Below are 20,748 nucleotides of genomic sequence, written 5' to 3'. Positions count from 1 at the left end.
AAATCAGTATATTTGATAGCGTTTAATTTTATAAAAGATGTTTGTTATGAGTACAATACGAACTTCACTTATACCAAAGCTATTTGGTTTTCTTATGTTAATAGTATCTATATCTTGCCAACAACAACCCAAAGAACAACACGTTGAAAAAATAGATACTATTGTAGATGATGTAGAATCAATAAAACATTCTGCAAGGGCTATTAAAGAACAGTTACTAAAAGATGGGTTTGAAATTTTTGATTATGTAGATGAGGAAAGTGGTGACACTGTGATTATGCAACAATATTTTATAGCCTTCCTAAAAAGAGGGCCTAATCGTTCTCAAAGTAAAGAAGAAGCAGATAGTCTACAAAAATTACATCTTGGACATTTAGGCAAAATGTATAAAGAAGGGTTTGCTGATATTTCTGGACCTTTTGGAGATGATGGTGATATTCGAGGTATTACTATTTATAATACTCCTACACAACAAATGGCAGATAGTCTTGCCAATATGGATCCAATGGTCAAATCAGGGCGTTTAATTATTGAAATACATCCCTGGTGGGCGGCAAAAGGTTTTCCTTTGAGGTAATGAAAAATTAAAAAAGAGTGAGATTCCTAATTAAATCTAAGAATCTTCACTCTCTATTATAGTATTTTATGTATTATCCAGCCAAAAAATAACTTTATTGCTTCACAAAACGTTTAGTATATTGTTTATTTCCATCAGTAAATTTCAAAAAATAAACTCCTTGTTTTAAACCTCCGACATCAATCGCAGATTTATTTTGATCGGTTATTGTAATGATTGTTTTTCCTACAACATCTATCACCGAATATGAAATTTCTTTTGATTGTGTTCCAAAAGAAACATTAAGTATATTTCTGGTCACTGGGTTTGGATAAATCGATACACTATTCGTTTGTTTAGCAGTAGATCCTCCAATAACCACAGTATAATCTTCTACTTCTCCATAATTAAATGATCCACATGAAGAAGGAACGGTATTATATCGCATAATAACTCTCATTCTTGTAGCTCCATTAGTAGCCGATGATGGTACTGTAAAACTTCCGCTGACTGAAGCATCCTGGGTTGATGACTGTGACCAAACTTGCTCTCCTGCATCTGCAAAATCACCATCCTGATTATAGTCTATCCATACGCGATAGGCTTCATTATATGTTGTTCCGGGCCACGTTGGGGTCACAGTAATCGTATTTGAACTTCCTTTAGATAAATTTGTGGATTCTGATGTAAAATCATTGTATCCCCCATTTCCGGCAGCAGAAGTTTTATCAATAGATCCTAGTTGAACTCTACTGATATATTCTTCTGTTGCATTATTTCCATTTGCAGAACAATACGTAACACCTCCACTTGTAGTTGTTACATTAACTGTATTACTAAAGCCAGAAATATTTCCTGCAGCATCTTTCGCTTTTATTTTAAACTGATATGCTGTACCCGATGTTAATCCTGCAATATTTGCTGACGTTCCTGTTACTGAAGTCGTAATCGAGTTACCTTGATATACATCATACCCGGTTACACCTATATTATCTGTAGAAGCATTCCATGATAATGATAATGTTGTGGCTGTTACATTAGATGCTGTCAATCCTGAAGGCGCAGATGGTGCTTGTGTATCTCCCCCACTACCAGGATTAAAACCGTTAACTATCTTTGTAGTACAGCCAGGAGCTAACCATTGACAGATGTTTGGATATGTAACTGATAAACGGCCATACCAATCTCCTCTGTCATTACCACAAGCAGCATATCCACCATGTAACTGACCAACAATCCTTTTGTTTTGATCAAAAAGAGCAGAACCAGATGATCCTCCTTCGGTAGTCCCGTCATTCCAATCTGTAACCTGCCAATGTGAGGTTCCTTGCCCTCCTAAATATCCAGAAATAGATGATGGGTCACTATCAAATGATATTTTCTTTACATCTCCGGCAGGGTGATGAATACCTGTGGTTTGTGTAGGAATACTTCCTGTAGCATCCCATCCCGAGTAATATACATTATAACTGGATGGTGGTGTAGAAGAAAGTCTTAATAATGCATAATCAGAACCAGAACCACTATCCATCATCTGAGAACCAGATATAGATTGACTCGTTGAACCGTCAGAGCTACTGCAACCAGGAGATTCATAATTAAATACAAAAACCCAGTTGGTCACATCACGACCAGCGGTACAATGATTCGCTGTTAAAAAATATGGCGTTTCATTATTTGCAGTATTATTGATTAAAGATCCTGAGCACCATCGGGTTCCGTTTCCTAATATTACTAATGCAACAGATCTAATTTGATCTCTCCATGGATCTCCTTCAGAGCAAACTACATTATTGTTACAAGACCCAGAACTACCAAAAGCCTTTGCCATTCCCATAATACCCCTATAGTCATGAGCGACTGTAGAAATATTTAAATCAGGAAGTCCCTTAATACGTGCCGGCTGAAAATATTCAACGATAAGTTTATCCCCTTTTACAGGAGCTAAACCTAATCTTTTTGAATTTTTATTATTTGCAGATGTAAAAGCTCCCCGAACATCTGATTTATCCTCATTATAGATAAATAACTTAGCTCCTTCAGGAATTTGAAAACTTGAAAATGTAAGGTTAAGTGACAAGGCCCCCTTTGATTCAATCTCAATTAACCAGTATCGATCACCTTTAGAATTAGTATACCATTTCCCAGAATTATTTGGATTTAGGTTTGTTTCATGAGGATAGGCAAAGCGCATTGGTACATCTTTACTCGACTCAAGTTCATCTTCTTTTAAAAGCTTTGCTATATCCAGCCCAGGTAATGTTACACTAGGAATTTGTCTAGATTTCGCAATATTTTCATTTGAGAACGCTGGTTCTCCTCCTTGACCTATTTGCGAATAGGCACTAATGCTTGAACATATAGCTATGCCAAGCAATACAATTGTTTTTCTCATTGGTTTTAAGAGTTAGGTTTGTGTAATAAATTAAAAATTAGCTGGTTAATTCATAAAATACACTACTTAAGGTAAGAAGATAATTGTTAAATATTTAACACATATTCGTTTTTAACACAAATTTTAGTACTAATTTTAATTTAATTAAGAAAAAAACAATAATTTATAATACTACAGATAAACACTATTCCTTGATTTCTATGCTCCTTTTCAATTCATTTCCTTTTTCATCCAAAACGGTAATGATATGCATTCCTGGATTAGCGAATACAGGCATTTCATGAAATTGTTTTGTAGCACCAATAAAATGATCATCGATATACCAGAATACTTGAGTTTCTGGATTAGTATGTGCAATTTTAAACACAACCTCATTTGTCTTACCATCAAAGCCTTTGGGAAGATACACACTACTATTGGGTTTTGGAAAAATAAAATCCATTCGGTCCTGAGACTCTTTTGTACAATCAGATCTATATAACGGTAATGATTTATAATCCGCATTATTAGTCTTATAAAAGTACTCTTGTAAGGGAGGTAATACAAACCAGGGTGTATGAGTCATATTAGCTACGGGTTCACAAGAGGAATTTACTCTGTATTGTCTAGTTGCATCTAAATGAATTAATTGATGATAAGGACACGGATTCGTTCGATCTCCCGAAATTGGCACATACATTTCTTTAGTTGGGCAATTACTCCCTGCCAAAAACCCACTTTTAGAACAAACCTTTACTTGAACCAAATCATCATACGGAGTCAAAAACCACTTTGAATTGGGTAGCAGATTATACACATCAAATAACACTGGTGCAGCTGCATTTAGCCCTGTTAATTCTGGTCGTCCTTCTCCGTCGGCGTTACCAATCCAAACACCAACAACATACTTTTTGCTACTTCCTATCGCCCAAGCATCTCGATTACCAAAACTAGTTCCTGTTTTCCAGGCAATCTTTTTTGAGGAGTCATAAAATTCCCATGCTTCATCTCCCTCTGGCCTATTTACTTTTTTCATCGCCTCAAAAGTTAACCAGATACTTCCGGCACCAAATACAGATTTCTGTTGTGTTTTTTTACCAAAGTCAACCTTCTTTTCTGCTAAGATGATTGGTTCTGTAAATTCTTTGGTGAAATATTCACTAGAAGTATCCTGATAATGATTCAATGTTCCAGCAAAACCTGCATATGTTTTACATAAATCCCATAGGTTACCCTCGGCACCACCTACAATAAGAGATAAACCATAGTGATCTGCACTATACTTTAAATCCTTAATTTTAAAGGCATTCATTTCATCTCTGAATCGCTGCAATCCGTATTGTTGTAACAATCGAACTGCAGGAATATTTAATGACCGTGCCAATGCTCTATTGGCTGGGGCGGCACCGCTATAGCTTTCATCAAAATTCTTAGGGCTATACCCAGAAATTACAGTAGGTATATCTGAAACCAATTGCTCTGGTAACAATTCACCCTTATCCATCATAGCTGCGTATAATAATGGTTTTAATGTACTTCCTGTACTTCGTCCTGCCTGAATAATATCTACGTCTTTCTGATGGGCTTTATCTGTAGAGGTATTACCCACATAGCTCAACACTTCTCTAGTATCAACATCCAGTACCAAAACAGCCATATTATGTACTTCATTTTGTTTTAATACTTCGTAATGTTTTTGTACAACCTGATTAACTTGTTTTTGCAGTATTGGATCAATGGTTGTCTGGATTCGTTCTCCATTATATTTTTTTGCTAGTCTTTCTAATAAATGTTTAGCGGTTTGCGGTAGAAAATATGGTTTCTGAGGTAATTCTTCGCTTATGGATAGCTCATAGGTTAAAGAATCAATAGTACCTTCTTGCAATAGCGTATGTAATAATCGATTTCTCTTTTGTTGTAAACGAATTTGATTTTTTCCGGGATAGATTAATGAAGGGGCATTAGGCAAAACAGCCAATGTTGCACTTTCTGCCCATGATAATTGATGTGCTGGTAATCCAAAATACCTCCACGACGCCATATCAATTCCCACAACATTTCCTCCGAAAGGAGCGTGAGAAGCATATAGTTTTAGAATATTTTCTTTAGAAGTTCCTAATTCTAGACGCGTTGCCAATATTAACTCTTTTAACTTTTCAAAATAAGTACGTCTCTTACCTTTTCGAGCAAGTCGAATTACCTGTTGTGTAAGTGTACTTCCGCCGCGAACAACCCTACCTGCTCTAATATTCTCGCCAATAGCCTCAACCATGGCCACAGGATTAAACCCAAGGTGACGGTAAAACTGTTGGTCTTCAAAAGCAATAATACATTTTTCGAATTTTATGGGAACACTATCGGTTTCGGGAAAACGCCATTGCCCATCATTAGCAATCTTGGCTCCTAGTAGTTCTCCATTTCTGGTTTCGATTACTGTTGCAGTTGGATCGACAAATAAAGGCTTAGGTAATAAAAAATAATACCATACCAATACTATTCCCAGAAGAATGAAGCGTTTTGGATGTCTTTTTATATAGGTTTTTAATTTTTGAAGCAATATCAGTTTAGATTTTAAATTTAATCTTTAGAAATCACAAAATCTTCTAGTATCATTGCGTATCTATTATAATTTCTTTCAAAAAGAATTAAACTTCAATAGATTTTCCTTCAAAAGTCTTGCCTCCCGTACTATCAAAATAAAAATCAATTTGCCCAATATATACTCCACCCATACCACATTGATTCACTAACACTTTTTCTCCCAAAGCATTATCCACGATTGTAGGTTCAGGTAATAGTGTATGTGTATGGCCACCAATAATAAGGTCTATGTCTTTTGTTTTTTTTGCCAAATGCAAATCTGAAACTCTATTTGGATTACGTTTATAATCATATCCTATATGAGAAAGACATATAATAAGGTCGCAGTGTTCTTCTTCCTTTAAAATTCGGGACATATCCTGTGCTATTTCAATGGGGTCAAGGTATCCGGTTTCTTTATATAAATTCTTATTAACTAACCCCTCCAGCTCAACGCCTAATCCAAATACTCCAATACGAATTCCATCTCGAATCAGCACCTTATAAGGTTTTACAAGATCATTTAAAACCGTATTTGTAAAATCATAATTGGCAGAAACAAAATCAAAAGTAGCATTTGGTAATTGGCTTAAAAATCCATCGATGCCGTTATCAAAATCATGATTTCCAATAGTAGCCAAATCATAGTCTAACTTAGACATTAATTTAAATTCTATTTCTCCTCCATAATAATTAAAATAGGGAGTTCCTTGAAATATATCTCCCGCATCTAACAAGATCGTATTGGGGTTTTGTTTTCGAACCTGCTCTATTACAGAAGCTCTTCTGGCAAATCCTCCTAAACCAGGGTATCTGGAGTGGTTATTTGGTAGTGGATCAATTTGACTATGTACGTCGTTACTATGCAGTACCGTAATCTTTTTTGATATCGGTTGGCTACAAGATGCTAAACTTAATCCTCCCAAACTGGCAAAAGCTGTTGCCGAAGCCATTTGCTGTATAAATCTTCTTCTATTTTGCATAATGCATTCTTTTATCCAGTTTTACCTGCAATGTATCTACTGATTTAAAATAATCTATCAGAGCATTTCTGAGTTTATAATCTATTTTATATAATTGGATTGGGTCTTTAAAGAAATTCATACTATCCCCTCCTTGCTGCAAATAATCTGTAGTAAGGACAATATAATTTTTCCCTTCTTGTAAAAGATGACCATTAATCGTTACCTCTTTACTTGTTTTTGCATCTTTTAGTATGCTTAATTGTATATTCGAGATTGGATGTGCCCTTTGTTTTTCTGCCAGATACGAAATTAATTCTTTTACTTTCTCATAAGATAATTCTACGGCTACTAGTTCATTTTCAAAAGGCATCAGCTCAAAAGCAGCTCTAGAGGTTACTGCTCCTTTAAGTATAGGTGCCCGCATACCACCATGATTGAACAACACAAAATCGATTTCTTTATGATATCTTTCTTTAAAAATAGGCTGTGCAAGTTGTAATGAAATATCAGCCATAAGATTACCCAGAGTACTTTCTAACCCTCCATCATTTTTGGTAAAGGTAATTGTCGCAATACAAAGGGTAGAATCTAATGTTTTATTGAGGTGATTTCTAAACGGCTTTATAAATGAATCTATCGTTTTATCTGTAGCTATTGTAGAATCAATCTTTTTTTGCCTTGTCGAAACTTTACTAACCGTAATAGGTTCTTGTTTACAGGCAGAAATACTTGCTAAAAAGAAAAGACTGAGTATAGGTATATAAAACTTGGTATTCATTATCTTTTTGATGTTTTGACAATGGTACTAAAAAAAACAATACGTTAGGTTTATGGTTTGGTTAAAATAATGTCTCTTCAAAATGAAATCAACAAGAATTTGTAGAACTCTTTACAAAGGTTATGTTTTCTATGTATCACAGGAAACATCATCCCAATTCTGGTTTCTGTATTGTATTAACCAATTTAATGCATAATGTCTTTCATAAACAACTCCCGGATGCAGATTATCTAGTTCGATTCCATTAACCCTGGCATCAACACAAGTCCAATCTAATCTATAATATAAATCATTAGCATCTAGGATCTCTGTTTTCCCTCTAGCGGAATTAATGCCGTTAATAAAAATATTAGGGTCTTTTCCTTCTCCAATAGGATATTGCTCTGACGGAATATTATCCAAACTCGCCAAAGTATCAGGAAATCCAATTTCTTCTACAATTTCTAATGCCCACATCAGAACCCAAATACATTCGCATTTCCAGGTTTCATAACTTTTGGCTTCATCGGTCGGGTTATTTAAGAAACTTAACTCTTTTTCGGTTACTTTTTCCAGAAGATCATAGTTTTTTAAATAATCGATAGCTTGTTCTCCGGTTATATTATTAAATGCAACCATATTAGTTGTTGCTAGTATGGCAACTCGTTCAGCGATCTCTTTTGAAGTTCGTAAAATTGTAGTATTCTCAGATGCTATACAGGGCAGATTACTGTTTAATTTAATCTGTCGTTTGTTTATAATAGACTCACTTTTAGATTTTCTGTTTTTTTGATCTTCTGTCACCTTTGTTTGTTCTTCATCAAAATAAGCAGCATTTATATTTACGTCTAGATGATCTATATCACAATTCCCATTAGTATCTAAAATTAGGTTTAAATCTTTATCCAAAAAATGTTGTGTTTCTGATCTACTAATATTGGTATCAGGTCGAATAAATAGTATCCCATCACAAGATTGACACATATTTTTGGTCAATATTTTTAATTCTTCATCCAGATTTCCTTCTGATAAAATCGGAAATTCACTATTTAGGGTCTGTATTTTTTGAAGTAATAGCTCTTTAACCTTTTCATTACTACTAGGTAAAGAATTTACAAAACCAGACATTCCTGATAAATTTTGCGTTAATGGGGAATCTATTTCAGAGATTTGATAAGAAGGTTGTGCTCTTTCCCGATACGAGATCTGAAATTCTTTTTTAGGTTTAAAAAGTCCTTCTTTAATAGATACATATATGATTTTTTGCCCATCTTGTTCTGAGACTGATACTTTTCCTTTTGGAAATACCTTTTGTATCTCTGGAACGATGTTATCAAAATATAATTCATGAGAATATATCGTGCAGTAGTTGTCCATTTTTATATTATGATTGTTTTTATATTAATTCTCAATCCTAATTCATCCTAACTTTTATAATCGAGAATATTATATCATAAGAATCTTATTCTTTATCAGAATTTAGGGGTAAAATCATGTAAATTGATTGTTCTCCTTTGGTTATGTTTTTTGATAAAAATTCAAACGCTTCTCCTTCTTCGTCTTTCGGGTTCCAATCTACTCTACCCAAATTAAAATCGGTAAAGTATGCTTCCCAATTTTTATATTTTTCTCTTGCCAACGGAAGAATTTCTTTTATAATCTCAAGCACCTCATCTTTTGTTAAATAATTTGCAGCGTACCCCATACAAGCATTGTTTACAATTCTTGCATAATCCCATGATTTGTATTTATACTCTCTTGTTTTCAAATCTTCCAAAGTTTCAAGCAGAGTAGCTTTATTTGTAATCTCCCACATATTTCTAAACATACTCTTGATTCCTGATGCTTGTGATGATTCAAACGGAAATTCTAAAATCTCTTTGTAACCACTTACCAATTCTTCATTACTTGTATACCCTGCAGAACTCATCATTTCCTTCACCTCATCAATTCCACCGTATCCATTAAAAAAATAAATCCCTCCAAGCATAAAGCTACTTAACTGTTCGTCCTCTATTTTTTCTGCAGTCGAATTACAAGATGATACCATAACAAGCATAAACATTGCAGCCAAAACTTGTGTTGTCTTTTTTACCAATTTCATTGATTCTAATTTATTATTGTTTTTATTTATTTTGATACTGTACTCCTTTTTCTTCTGGGGTATTTAAATCAATCCAAAAGATTTGAGTTTCCTCATTATTTTCAATTTTTCCGTTTTCATTTTGATCCAATTTTGCGAATACATACATGAAATCATTTGCAGGATCATATTCAGAACTCATCACCGAAAAATTCTTGGGAACTAATGGTTTTTTATTTTCTCCGTTTATGTCAAAATAATAAAAACGTCTAAGATCTTTTACATTTATAAATCCGTCTTTATTTGTATCCTCATCATATACTGAAATCATATGGAATTTTCGTGTAATTGGCACATCATTTAAAGTGTCTTTTGAAAATGCCGGGTAATATAACGTTTTAACTAAAACAGGTTTTTTAAAAAACTTATTCTCTATTTTGGTCTGATGATTATAATGAGAAACATTAACAAAATTATACCCATAAACGGCTTCAAATCCTGGCATATAATTGTGATTCCATTGATTCCCTTTACTTTCACCATATTCACTCCAATTGGTATGAAAACTATTTGATCCCGTAAATGGCTTTTTTGTTTTCTTAGTATAATTTACTTTATAAACAGGAGTCAATCTATGATTAGGATTAGCTGTTAATAGTACATTTCTTGGTCTGGTTTCAAATTTTAATGTATCTGTTTTTAATCCATCTATAGGCTTTCCTTCTTCATCCTCTGCAACCTCACTAACAGCAAATCCTTTGGATTCTAATTTCTTACCTTTCGAACAACTTAAAATTAGAAGAGCTAATCCTAAAATTAGTATTAATTTATTTTTTTGCATGTGTTTAATTTTTGCCAACTTATAGCATTAAAATGGTTGAATTAACACTCATAGCATAGACCATGTACCCCACTAAAGCTTCTATTTTACAACATCTACCCATTTTCCTTTACTTCGCACAACATAATCATTATCGTACATCGCTTCACATTGAATGCCTGGCAGGTAATATTTCCCTAAATATGATGCATTAAGTAAGATAGTCATTGTTTTACTTTCTTTTGGCTTTAAATCAAAATAGAAATTCACCCGATCATCACGAATATCTGTATGTGTAACAGCATTTGCTTTAAACGATCCAAAATCGGTAAAACGAGTATTTACTACTTCCCATCCAGATGGAAAAATTTCGGTTAATGCAATATCCTTCACCTTAGAACCTGTTGTATTTGTAATTGTTACCTCTGCAACAAAATCGGTTCCCTGGGTCAGTAATATTGGGTTAATGATGTTTCCGTCCTTGGTTTTATAATCTACAATTGCTTTAAAGTTACTCTCAAGTACTTTCTCTTCTCCAACAGGCAAAATCCCACTTGTAGCTAATTGTACAAAAATAGTATTGTCTTTATTGTTTTTAAGTACTAATTTATTATCCTTTAAAATGGCAACTTCTCCAGAAGTTGCTAATGTTTTACCTGTATTAGCAGTAATTGATCTACCATTAAGAATATAATTTACATTCACACCTTTTCCTCCTACATATTTTGCATATTTTGCCATTCCCATTAATGCATATGAAGTTGTTTGTGTACTCATCCAATTTTTGGAAGACAACTCTTTGGCTAATTCTACTGCCACTTTCTGTGCTTTGGCTTTTTGATCTAATGTTACTAGCGTCTCTAAAGCCATTGCTCGATTACGATTTGTAGAACCATAAGTATAATGGTTATTCTTTCTTGGTTGGAAATCGATATTAGCAGAATTCAATAATTGAATTGCAGCATTAGACTGACCTATCAATCCATATCCCGCTGCTAATCTTAATTTGGCATCATTAGACAATCCCGATGTTTCTCTTAACCTATTCATAGAAGACAGATCTGGACTCCCTGCAAGAGCAAGTGTATATAATCTATAGGCTTGTGCCAAATCATTGTTACCACTTCTCCATCGTTTAGCCTGTTGCTGTTGATAATTAATCCAATTGCTTTTGAAACCAATAGGTAAGACATATCCTTGCTTATTTGCTTCTAATAAGAAGTGCCCTGCGTAGGTTGTTCCCCAATCATTAGGATTACTATAGCCAGGCCAATACGACATCCCACCACCAGGTTGAATAAAACGTTTCAATCTATAAATAGCTGCTTCTATATTTTTTTGGATTTTCTGCTTCTTTTCTGAGGATAAATTAAATACTTCTCCCAAATATAATTGTGGAAATGCTGCAGAAGTAGTTTGCTCTACACATCCATGTGGATACCGAATAAGATAGCTTAATCTACTTTCAAAATTCATTGGTGGTAATGATGATAGTTCTATGGTCGCACTATTACTCCCTTCAATTCCAAACGCAGCAAAACTAACTTCTTGTTCACTATTTGGTTCCAGAACAATTGAGGTTACCTCTGTTGTCATCGGATTTGGATTCACAATATTAATTGGCACCTTATATGAAGCTTTTTCTCCACCTCCACTGGCTACCACCTCAATATCTGTAATCGAAGCTCCTTCTAATACTTCGATATCAAAGTATGCCATTTTCTCATCGGGTTGTGGAAATGATAATTTCTGTTGTGTCTCGCCAATTACTTTAAACCCTTTATTTGGTTTTAAAGTAACGTTTACATTTTTCACTTTCTTTTCCATTGCAAAAACAGTAACCGGAATTGTCACTTTTTCACCTGGAGTAATTTTTCGAGGAATCGAAGTTAATACCATCAATGGTTTTCGAACCGGAGTAGTTTTATCAGCACTACCATACGCTGCATTATCTGCATCTGAAGCTACAATCATTGTACGCACGGATCCTATATATTTAGGGATTTTGATTTTATGCGCACGAGTTTCTCCTTTCTTTAATTCAAAAGGCCCTTCGAATACAACCATTGGTTTAAATCGATTTGCTTTTTTAGATTTACTTCCTCCTGCTTCGGCGTCACCACCAATACTAAATACTTGATTAATACTTCCACCATAGGCCCCAATTACATCATCGTATACATCCCATGTTTTTACACCCAGCGCTTCACGTGCATAAAAACTAGTCCATGGATTTGGAGTTTTAAACCTTGTTAGATCCAATAACCCTTCATCTACAATTGCAATAGAATAGGTCATCGCTTTACCATTATTTTCTCCAACTTTGAGTGTAATTGTCTCTTCTGGCCTAAGCACATCTGGCATAGTTAGCTTAGGTTTTACCTTGGTATTTGGATTTTCGACAGAGATCGGCACTACGCCATATAATCGTATTGGTAAATCATTGGCAGTTGTGGCATGCGGTTGTAATAACGTAATATGAATATACACATTAGGCGTATGTAATTCTTCGATTGGAATTTCGAACTTGGTTTCTGTTTTTTGAGGAATCACCCATTGAGAAGATAATACTTCTGTGCCATTTTCTACAGTTACCAATGCTCTACCACCCTCACTTGATGGAAATGTTACTATTGCTTTCTCACCAACATTATAGGTGTTTTTATCTGTAGAAAACAAAAGCATAGTTGCTGCTGATGGGTCATTTTTTCTTGACTTCCCTGCCCAACCTGGCCAATCAATATACATTATTTTTCCTGTAGCATGACCTCCATTTGGATCTACAACCCTTACCAGGTATCTCCCCCATTCTGGATATTTTAATTCAAATTTGAAATTCGCTTTACCACTATTACTGGTTGTAACTTTTGTTTTGAATACTTCATTATGATATGAACCTCTGTTATACGAAGACAAATTATCTTCTGAAGAATCCCACCACCATCTCCAATCGACTTTATAGATAAAAACCTCAAGATCTTTTACTGCTTTAGGATTTCCTTTTTCATCTACTGAAACCACCTCAAAATTATGTTGTGTATCGGTGAGTAACATCCCACGAGCTTTATCTCCTTTAGGTGTATTTACTCCAATATACGTGCTATAAGGAGAGAAGTCTTTACTGATAACATCGGTACTAAAATCTCCTCCATTTTCATAAACTTTAGTAATAAAAGAAGCTTTTAACATCCCTGCTGCCTTATTTTCAAGTTTAGGGGTAAGGTTAAAGGAAGCTTTTCCTTCTCCAGAAATTTTTCCTTGAAACACTTCTTGTTCTTCTGTACCAAACCTTCGTGTTGGGTCATCAAAAACATAGCCCGGGAATGTTTTAAATTTGGTTTGCGCAGGATTAAATCTTACATTAATATCAGTCTGTAAATTCTTTGCAATCGCACCATGCAACCATAGCACTTCTAGATTTCCTTTAATATTCTTATCAGCCACCAATACTTCATCATCGAATGTAGTTTTGATCTTAAGACGATTTGGTTTTATGGTCTCTATCTTAAGTATTTTACTAAAGCTGGCTCCACCAACCTTGACTTTTGCCTGCCAGTTCCCTGTAGGGGCTTCATCAGAAGTATTGACTATAAATTTATAGAAATTATTGGTTTCGTTTGTCTTTGTTTCCTGATGTGTTACTTTTCCGTAGGGGTCTCGCAATTCGAACTTTACAGGGTGTCCTTTTGGAAGTTTATTTGCATTATCATTAAGCATAAAAGATAAAAATAATGTATCTCCCGGGCGCCAAACACCTCGTTCTCCATAAATAAATCCTTTAATTCCTTTTTGAAGTCGTACTCCAGAAACATCAAATTTACTTACTGATAGTGCATTACCGTCATTTAATTTTACATAGGTTTGTTGTTTCCCTGATGTTACAATAGCAAAATATGCCGGGCGATCAGCATCAAATCCTGTCATTCCTTCTGCATCGGTTGTAGCCGATCCTATTTCTTGTTGCTGGTAATTATAGAAAACTACTTTGGCATTAGAAACCGGACTCGTGGTTACGATATCATTAACAGTAATCGCATAGGATTGATTTAATCCTTTCTTCACCACAACTCCTAAATTGGAAGCTAATATGTTCGCACTTATTTTTTTATCCCTAAAGTAAGAAGTGCTACATGGGTTCTCTCTTTCTTCCCAACTATAATCATAATAATCATCATAATAGTATTGAGAACTATCCCAAAAACTTGTTTCTTCTTCTTCATCATAATTATTGGTTAAATCTTTAATTGGTGTATCGTCTGCTCCTTCTCCTTCGCACTTGTATAGTGAATACGCTTTACGGTAATTAAGTTCTACCCTATAAATTGCTCCGGGGTCTGGAGAAATGAGTTTTTTTAAATCAATCGCAAACGCATTCCATTTACTAAGGTTTAACGAAGGGTTTTCTTTAAGATTAATCAATTTTTTGGCGACTGGTCTTGCAACACTTCTCAAATTACTAGATCCATCAAGGTTATTGTTTTGTAAAAACTGAAGCATATTATTTTCAAATACTTTAACTACTTGCACTTCAACAGCACGAAGGTTTATAGCTTCAAAATTAAACTTGAGGTTATCAGAAGTTGGTAAAATCACTCCACTTTGTAATAATCTTATCTCTGGATTTGGTTGTTGGAAAGATACATTTTCTGTATACTTATTTTTAAGTTTATAATTATCTGTACTTCGAATTCCTTCAAAAACAGTAACTTCTAATATTCCTTTAAGTTCAATTTTTGGATATACTTTTAGAACATTTCCGTTTACAGTATATTTTAGATTTTTAGCCCCTGATATAGTAACCAGTCCATTAAAATTTTGATTTTTCTTAAGTGGATCAGAAAAATTAATCTCTACGTATTGATTATCCACATTTGCTACAGAAATGCTAATCACCGAGAAATTATTCTTTCCAGGTATTGATAACGTTGCTGAGCCTTCGGTCTCTATATTAAATGAGTCTCCTGACCATTTAATTTCTACCTCAGAGTCATCTTCAAAACGCTGAATACTATCAATTCTAAAACTAAACTGACGACTTTTATCTATTGATTCACTAAATTTTACAGCGACTTCCTTACCTTTTTGCATAGCAGTGACCAATTGCTTAGCAGTGTCAAACTTCATTTGATCACTAGAAGTAATTGTACCATCAATATATTGCCAATCTTTACTATAAGATTGTAAATTATCAGTGATTACAGAGAATTGCTGTTTTAATGTTTTTACGGTGAATACAAATTCTTCGTCTAAATCATCTTCAAAATCCTCTACTAACTCTTCTAAATCTAATGTAAATGTATATGCAGTATCTTCATCAAAACTTTCATCGGGTTGAAATGAAATTGTACGGTTGTTTACTGCAATTATTCTTCCATTAACTTTTGGGGATACTGATAATAAATCCTTTGGTAATTCCTGATTATCACTCCATCCTTCTACCGGAGTTTGTAAGACAACATACACATTATCTAATACCGAAATAACTCCAGAAGATACATCTGAAATATAGTCCTGATATTTATTTAGCTCAGATGCATTTGCTTCAGCTATAGCTTGAGCGTCTTTTTTCTTACAAGAAAATACTAATGCTACAAAAAGTAGCATATAAAGAATTCGTAATGATTTCATATAGTTGATGTTTAGCTGATTAAAGGTAGTATAAATTTAATTCTATCCAATATTATCTTATTGTATATCCCTTGTTATGAATTTTAGTACCTATCAATATTTAAAAATATATTCTTTTTTAATTAGAGCAACGATCTAATTTATATTCGTTTAGATTTTATCCATATTCGAGAATAATAAGACTATCTCCTCCTTCTCAGGATGAAGAATCTAATAACTTACATTTCTCTTACATCTATTTTCTTTTGAGCTGTTACCTTGCCAAATACACAAATGATTCATACAGAGATTAAGGTTTTAATCATAATCTATCTCTTCACATTATAATAGTACCGATTTTCGATCCAAGGAAGAGAATGTAGCATTACCTTGTTGCATTATCTTTTCTACTATTTCATTTCTTCCATTTGTACCATGGTCTGTAATATATTTTACTTCATCCGGGGTGATTAGTTTTACATTTACTAAAAGGATTGGTTCAATACTTAACTCTATTTGTTTAGGAATTCGATCACTTTGTAATCCCATAAGAACCCCTACACGACCATCTTCATTAACAAAATTATCTGGTACTTTTATATTATATAATTCTGTAGACAAGTATGTATACTGTTGAAACAGATTGATTAAATTTCCATTATCTGCTGCTAATAAGCCTGCTTGGTATAGCATATCAAACTGCCACGAATTTTTGACCGTATCTAGATTTTCCAGGTTTTCTGTTTCTATATACAATTCAAAACCTAATCCATTATATGCTTGATTTTTTTCATTGGTATCGTAATCACTATATGGATCACTTAATCCATCGGTTGCCAAAAATGTTGATCCAGGAGTATCTATTTTTATAAACGACTGTCTTAATGAAGGCCAGGTAGGCCCTCCCATAAAACTTGGATTTATTAAATGAGACAATACATCGCTTTCCAGATTTCCTATTTCTTTCCAGAAAGAATTGCGCTTCTCATAAGAAGCATCAAAATGTTTTTGATAATCCATGTTTTACTTTTTATTTTGAATTAGTTCTTGTACATTCTATGTGGTTTCCCCTCCACTTCACTACAAACATTTCTAAAAAACAAAAACACCATCCCCAAATATTGTTTTTATTTATCATTTAGAAAATACTACAATAGTTTGATAAAAGTAAAATGATTTTTGGTAGTACTACCCCCTGAAAATAGTGTTTTTTTTATTTGTTAAAAATACTTATTTCTAAAAAAACAAAAACCCCTCTTAACAGAGGGGTTTTTATCTTTCTAATGTATAATCTATGTTATTATTGTTTATAGATTCCTAAAGTAAGTTCACCGGCAGCATTCATAGTAGCGCGATACATTCCTGCAGTATTAAATTCCATAGCAATATTACCTTTATTATCTATGGCTACAATTCCTCCAGTGCCTCCCAGGTTTTTAAGTTTTTTTTGTATTACTATTTGAGCTGCTTCTTGAAGGGAAAGCTCTTTATATTCCATTAAAGCAGAAATATCGTGAGCAACCATCGCGCGAATAAAATATTCTCCCCATCCTGTACTTGATACAGCGCAAGTGGCATTATTTGCATATGTTCCAGCTCCTATAATTGGAGAATCACCTATACGATTCCATTTTTTATTGGTCATCCCGCCAGTTGAAGTTCCGGCAGCTAAATTTCCGTTTTTATCTAATGCCACACATCCCACAGTTCCAAATTTTGAGTCTTTGATATAAGGGTCGTAAAAAGCTGTTGTGGTATTGGCTTCCTTTGCTTTTTCCTTTTCTTTTACTCTTTCTAAAGATTTCATACGATCTTCTGTAAAAAAGTATGCTGGATCTACCATTTCAATATTTCTTTCTTTAGCAAATAACTCTGCTCCGCTTCCTGAAAGTAATACATGCGGGGAGTTAACCATAACTTCCCGAGCTAGATTTATAGGATTCTTAACTGTCTTTACTCCAGCTACTGCACCTGCATTTAGGGTACTTCCATCCATAATTGAAGCATCCAATTCATTAACTCCTTCACTATTAAAAACAGCACCTTTACCTGCATTAAAAAGAGGAGAATTCTCTAGAATATTTATTGTTTTTTCTACAGCTTCTAGGCTTGTTCCTCCATTTTTAAGAATCGTATGCCCCACTTTTATTGCTTCTTCTAACTTAGTTTTATATGCCAATTCTTTTTCGGGCGTCATATTCTTTTTCAAGATCGTTCCTGCTCCCCCATGAATAACAATTCCAAAACTATCTCCAGGTTTTTGAAGTTCTTCTGTTGTAGTCTCAACAACTGGTGCTTTGGCCGTTTCCTTGGACTGTTCTTTGCATGCCAGAAACAACACTAAGCTTAAAAATATGATTACTCTTTGCATAATTACTATGATTTGTGTTTACAATAATCTACTAAAGCGATCCTTCCTTGAAAGAATCTGAAGGTTAAATGTATGATATTTCCACCATTATCTTCTAGGCATATAGATTTATTTAACTCAAAGTCATACGGTTGATGTACCCCTCCTTCGATCGCAATATTATCAGCATATAATGACAATACTTTATTTGATTTTACTACAGGTTTAATTCTTCCCGAAATTAAAGGGATTTCTCCTGACTTATTAAGAATTGTAGACCCTGATCCTTTTGTTTTTTCGATTGTGATTAATATATCTTCTTTAGGGTTTAAATCCTTAAACATAACACCTGGATATTCGGGATGTGCGATAAGCGCAGTATACAATTTACGCGTTCGAATAATAAAATGCGCAAGTCCTTTTTCATCAGTAAATCCTTCGAGGTATGTCAAATTATTAGCTACTAATACAATCTTTGCATTTTTAATGAGTTCTCCACTTTCGCTTTCTATTTTGATCGTAAATATGTAGGGTTTTGGATTAATCAAAGTAGAAATTTTGGACCATCTACTTTTTAAAAACGTTTGGTCTTTCTTTATTTTCTTTTCGATCAAACCAGCAAACTCATCTGGAGTTCTATCTGTAAGGTTTATATATCCCACTGTTTTTAAAATTCCCGGAATCTCTGTATCATCAAATCTTGCCGGAAGAATATACTCTCTACTTTCCTGAAATGCTCTTGCCTGCATCGAAACTCTTTCATGATTTGTCCATAGTTTTTGATTATAAAACCCTGAAATAAACAACACCGTATATTTTGCTCTATTTTGATAAATCTCTGATAAATATTCATATAGATTTTTACCCCATAGGTTTGTTTCTTCAAACAGATCATAAAAGACCTTAATTCCTCTTATTTTTAAGCTATTAGCTACCTCTTCGACATATGCCCTATTCTCTCCAGCAAAAGAAAGCGCAACATCATATTCATAATTCTTGTTTTTCATCACTGACCACTTTTTCTTTTTAACCTAAAACTGACTTTATTCTTTTATTAAAAACCACTTATACAAAATTACTTTCTTTTGTTGGAATATTTCCATTTTTACTAGGAAATATTCCAACAAAAGTTTTACTTTTAAACCGTAAAAAAACTACACTCATGAAACCTAAAAAACATATAAAAGGCAGAGGTGCCCAGGAAAAAATCAACAATAGATTCCTTAAAAATCATCATGAAACAAGAGATGACTTTCTTAATTATTGTCTTGCACAAGGAGAAACAATAGATAAACCACAGACTACTTTTATTGAAACTTTTCCAAAAACTATAGTGAACAAAGTGACCAGCCCAGATGTGGGTATGATGTACTCTTTAAATCCTTATCAAGGTTGTGAACATGGTTGTGTATATTGTTATGCAAGAAATTCTCATGAATATTGGGGTTATGGAGCTGGTTTAGAATTTGAAAGTAAAATTTTGGTAAAGAAAAATGCTCCTGAATTGCTTGAGAAAAAACTTAAAAGTTCAACATGGAAAGCATACCCTATCTCACTTTCGGGAAACACAGATTGTTATCAACCCATCGAGAAGAAGCTTAAGATAACACGAAAATTACTTGAAGTTTTTTTAAAATACAGACATCCTGTTGGTATCATAACCAAAAACGCATTGATCCAAAGAGACTTGGATATTTTAACAGAATTAGCAAGACACAATCTTGTATCTGTATTTCTATCTATCACTTCCTTAAAAGAAGAAACCCGAAGAATTTTGGAACCCAGAACAGCCAGTATTAAGAAACGATTAGAAACTCTGGAACTCTTAAATACATCTGGAATTCCAACAAATGTAATGATGGCACCAATAATTCCATCCATTAATAGTCATGAAATATTACCACTCGCAAAGGAGATTTCTGAGCGAGGAGCAAAAAGTGTTGGATATACTATTGTAAGACTTAATGGTGCAATTGGGCAACTTTTTACCACTTGGTTAGAAAATACTCTCCCAGATCGTAAAGACAAAATTCTTCATCAAATTAAGGAGTGTCACGAAGGCAATTTAAATGACAGTGAATTTGGTAGAAGAATGAAAGGGTCTGGAAATATCGCTGATCAGATTCATCAACTATTCTCTTTAGCAAGAAAAAAATACTTTCCAGAGACACAAAAAGTGCATTTAAATTGTCACATGCATGAAGAGTATAAAAATGGACAATTACGATTATTCTAAAAGACTAGTTTCTCGATTTATATGACAATTAATTACAAAAACAATTTAAAAAAATATTTAACTTTATGATATTCTAATTAAATTAAAAAAGTGTAATTTTGGTTAACCAATTTAACGTAAAAATTACATAACCATCTTTCTAACTAACCCAAAACCTCTTAAAATGAAAAATCACCCCAACCCTCTTCTAGATTCTTTCTCAATTCTACGGATTGATTCTGTAGTTTTCTGAATTCTCGAATACAAATAGAAGTACTATCATCTGAATTGTAACCAAATTTCAGATTAAATATCATGAAGTACTTTAAAAAATTGTTGTACACTTTTTCATCCTAAAACACTGACCAAAAATGGTATAATGTCTTTTATTGATGATTTTGTGTTTGTATTATTATTTTTTCAAATCAGGTTCTCTATTCA

General features: G+C 33.6%; 13 protein-coding genes. 2 read left to right on the top strand and 11 right to left on the bottom strand.

Annotated features, from left to right (window positions below; all coding sequences use genetic code 11):
• Window positions 1-46 precede the first annotated feature (46 nt).
• Window positions 47-577, top strand: a complete 531-nt coding sequence (locus tag PQF96_RS23330; RefSeq protein WP_407933698.1) for a YciI family protein — start codon at window positions 47-49, stop codon at window positions 575-577.
• A gap of 94 nt (window positions 578-671) precedes the next feature.
• Here the strand turns inward: PQF96_RS23330 and PQF96_RS23325 are convergent, their stop codons facing one another.
• From PQF96_RS23325 to PQF96_RS23275, 11 genes are all read right to left on the bottom strand, one after another.
• On the bottom strand, window positions 672-2,951 hold the full coding sequence (locus tag PQF96_RS23325; RefSeq protein ID WP_271768806.1) for a GEVED domain-containing protein: 2,280 nt from the start codon (window positions 2,949-2,951) through the stop codon (window positions 672-674).
• Between the two features lie 184 nt (window positions 2,952-3,135).
• Window positions 3,136-5,487, bottom strand: a complete 2,352-nt coding sequence (pbpC, locus tag PQF96_RS23320) for a penicillin-binding protein 1C (RefSeq protein ID WP_271768804.1) — start codon at window positions 5,485-5,487, stop codon at window positions 3,136-3,138.
• A gap of 88 nt (window positions 5,488-5,575) precedes the next feature.
• Window positions 5,576-6,493: a bifunctional metallophosphatase/5'-nucleotidase gene (locus PQF96_RS23315; RefSeq protein WP_109437917.1), complete on the bottom strand. Its 918-nt coding sequence runs from the start codon at window positions 6,491-6,493 to the stop codon at window positions 5,576-5,578.
• Complete coding sequence (locus PQF96_RS23310; protein ID WP_271768802.1) at window positions 6,483-7,253, bottom strand: 5'-nucleotidase C-terminal domain-containing protein; 771 nt, start codon at window positions 7,251-7,253, stop codon at window positions 6,483-6,485. Before PQF96_RS23310 ends, PQF96_RS23315 begins: the two co-directional genes overlap by 11 nt.
• A 129-nt stretch (window positions 7,254-7,382) precedes the next feature.
• The gene (locus tag PQF96_RS23305; protein ID WP_271768800.1) at window positions 7,383-8,609 is read right to left on the bottom strand and encodes a DUF4272 domain-containing protein; all 1,227 of its coding nucleotides are present in this window, start codon (window positions 8,607-8,609) and stop codon (window positions 7,383-7,385) included.
• Window positions 8,610-8,694: 85 nt separating this feature from the next.
• Entirely contained in the window at window positions 8,695-9,336 is a 642-nt protein-coding gene (locus tag PQF96_RS23300; protein WP_109437914.1) for a DUF1266 domain-containing protein, read from the bottom strand.
• Window positions 9,337-9,358: 22 nt separating this feature from the next.
• Complete coding sequence (locus PQF96_RS23295) at window positions 9,359-10,156, bottom strand: EF-hand domain-containing protein (RefSeq protein WP_109437913.1); 798 nt, start codon at window positions 10,154-10,156, stop codon at window positions 9,359-9,361.
• A gap of 81 nt (window positions 10,157-10,237) precedes the next feature.
• Complete coding sequence (locus PQF96_RS23290) at window positions 10,238-15,763, bottom strand: alpha-2-macroglobulin family protein (RefSeq protein ID WP_271768796.1); 5,526 nt, start codon at window positions 15,761-15,763, stop codon at window positions 10,238-10,240.
• A 321-nt stretch (window positions 15,764-16,084) separates the two neighbouring features.
• Window positions 16,085-16,762 carry a suppressor of fused domain protein gene (locus PQF96_RS23285; RefSeq protein WP_271768794.1) on the bottom strand — a complete coding sequence of 226 codons (678 nt, stop codon included), beginning with the start codon at window positions 16,760-16,762 and terminating at the stop codon, window positions 16,085-16,087.
• Window positions 16,763-17,042: 280 nt separating this feature from the next.
• Window positions 17,043-18,116: an isoaspartyl peptidase/L-asparaginase family protein gene (locus tag PQF96_RS23280; RefSeq protein ID WP_408629616.1), complete on the bottom strand. Its 1,074-nt coding sequence runs from the start codon at window positions 18,114-18,116 to the stop codon at window positions 17,043-17,045.
• A 2-nt stretch (window positions 18,117-18,118) separates the two neighbouring features.
• Window positions 18,119-19,099, bottom strand: coding sequence for a toll/interleukin-1 receptor domain-containing protein (locus tag PQF96_RS23275; protein WP_109437909.1), 981 nt, complete (start codon window positions 19,097-19,099; stop codon window positions 18,119-18,121).
• Between the two features lie 155 nt (window positions 19,100-19,254).
• On the opposite strand from PQF96_RS23275, the gene PQF96_RS23270 reads away from it, so the two are divergent.
• Window positions 19,255-20,328 (top strand): PA0069 family radical SAM protein, encoded by a 1,074-nt coding sequence (locus PQF96_RS23270; protein WP_271768791.1) that lies wholly within the window; start codon window positions 19,255-19,257, stop codon window positions 20,326-20,328.
• Window positions 20,329-20,748 lie beyond the last annotated feature (420 nt).

Origin of the sequence: Aquimarina algiphila, from assembly GCF_947494415.1 — a bacterium.
In the GTDB taxonomy this organism is placed as follows: Bacteria; Bacteroidota; Bacteroidia; order Flavobacteriales; family Flavobacteriaceae; genus Aquimarina; species Aquimarina algiphila.
The sequence above is the reverse complement of the archived record's forward strand: the minus strand, read 5'-3'. Positions and strand labels throughout refer to the sequence as shown.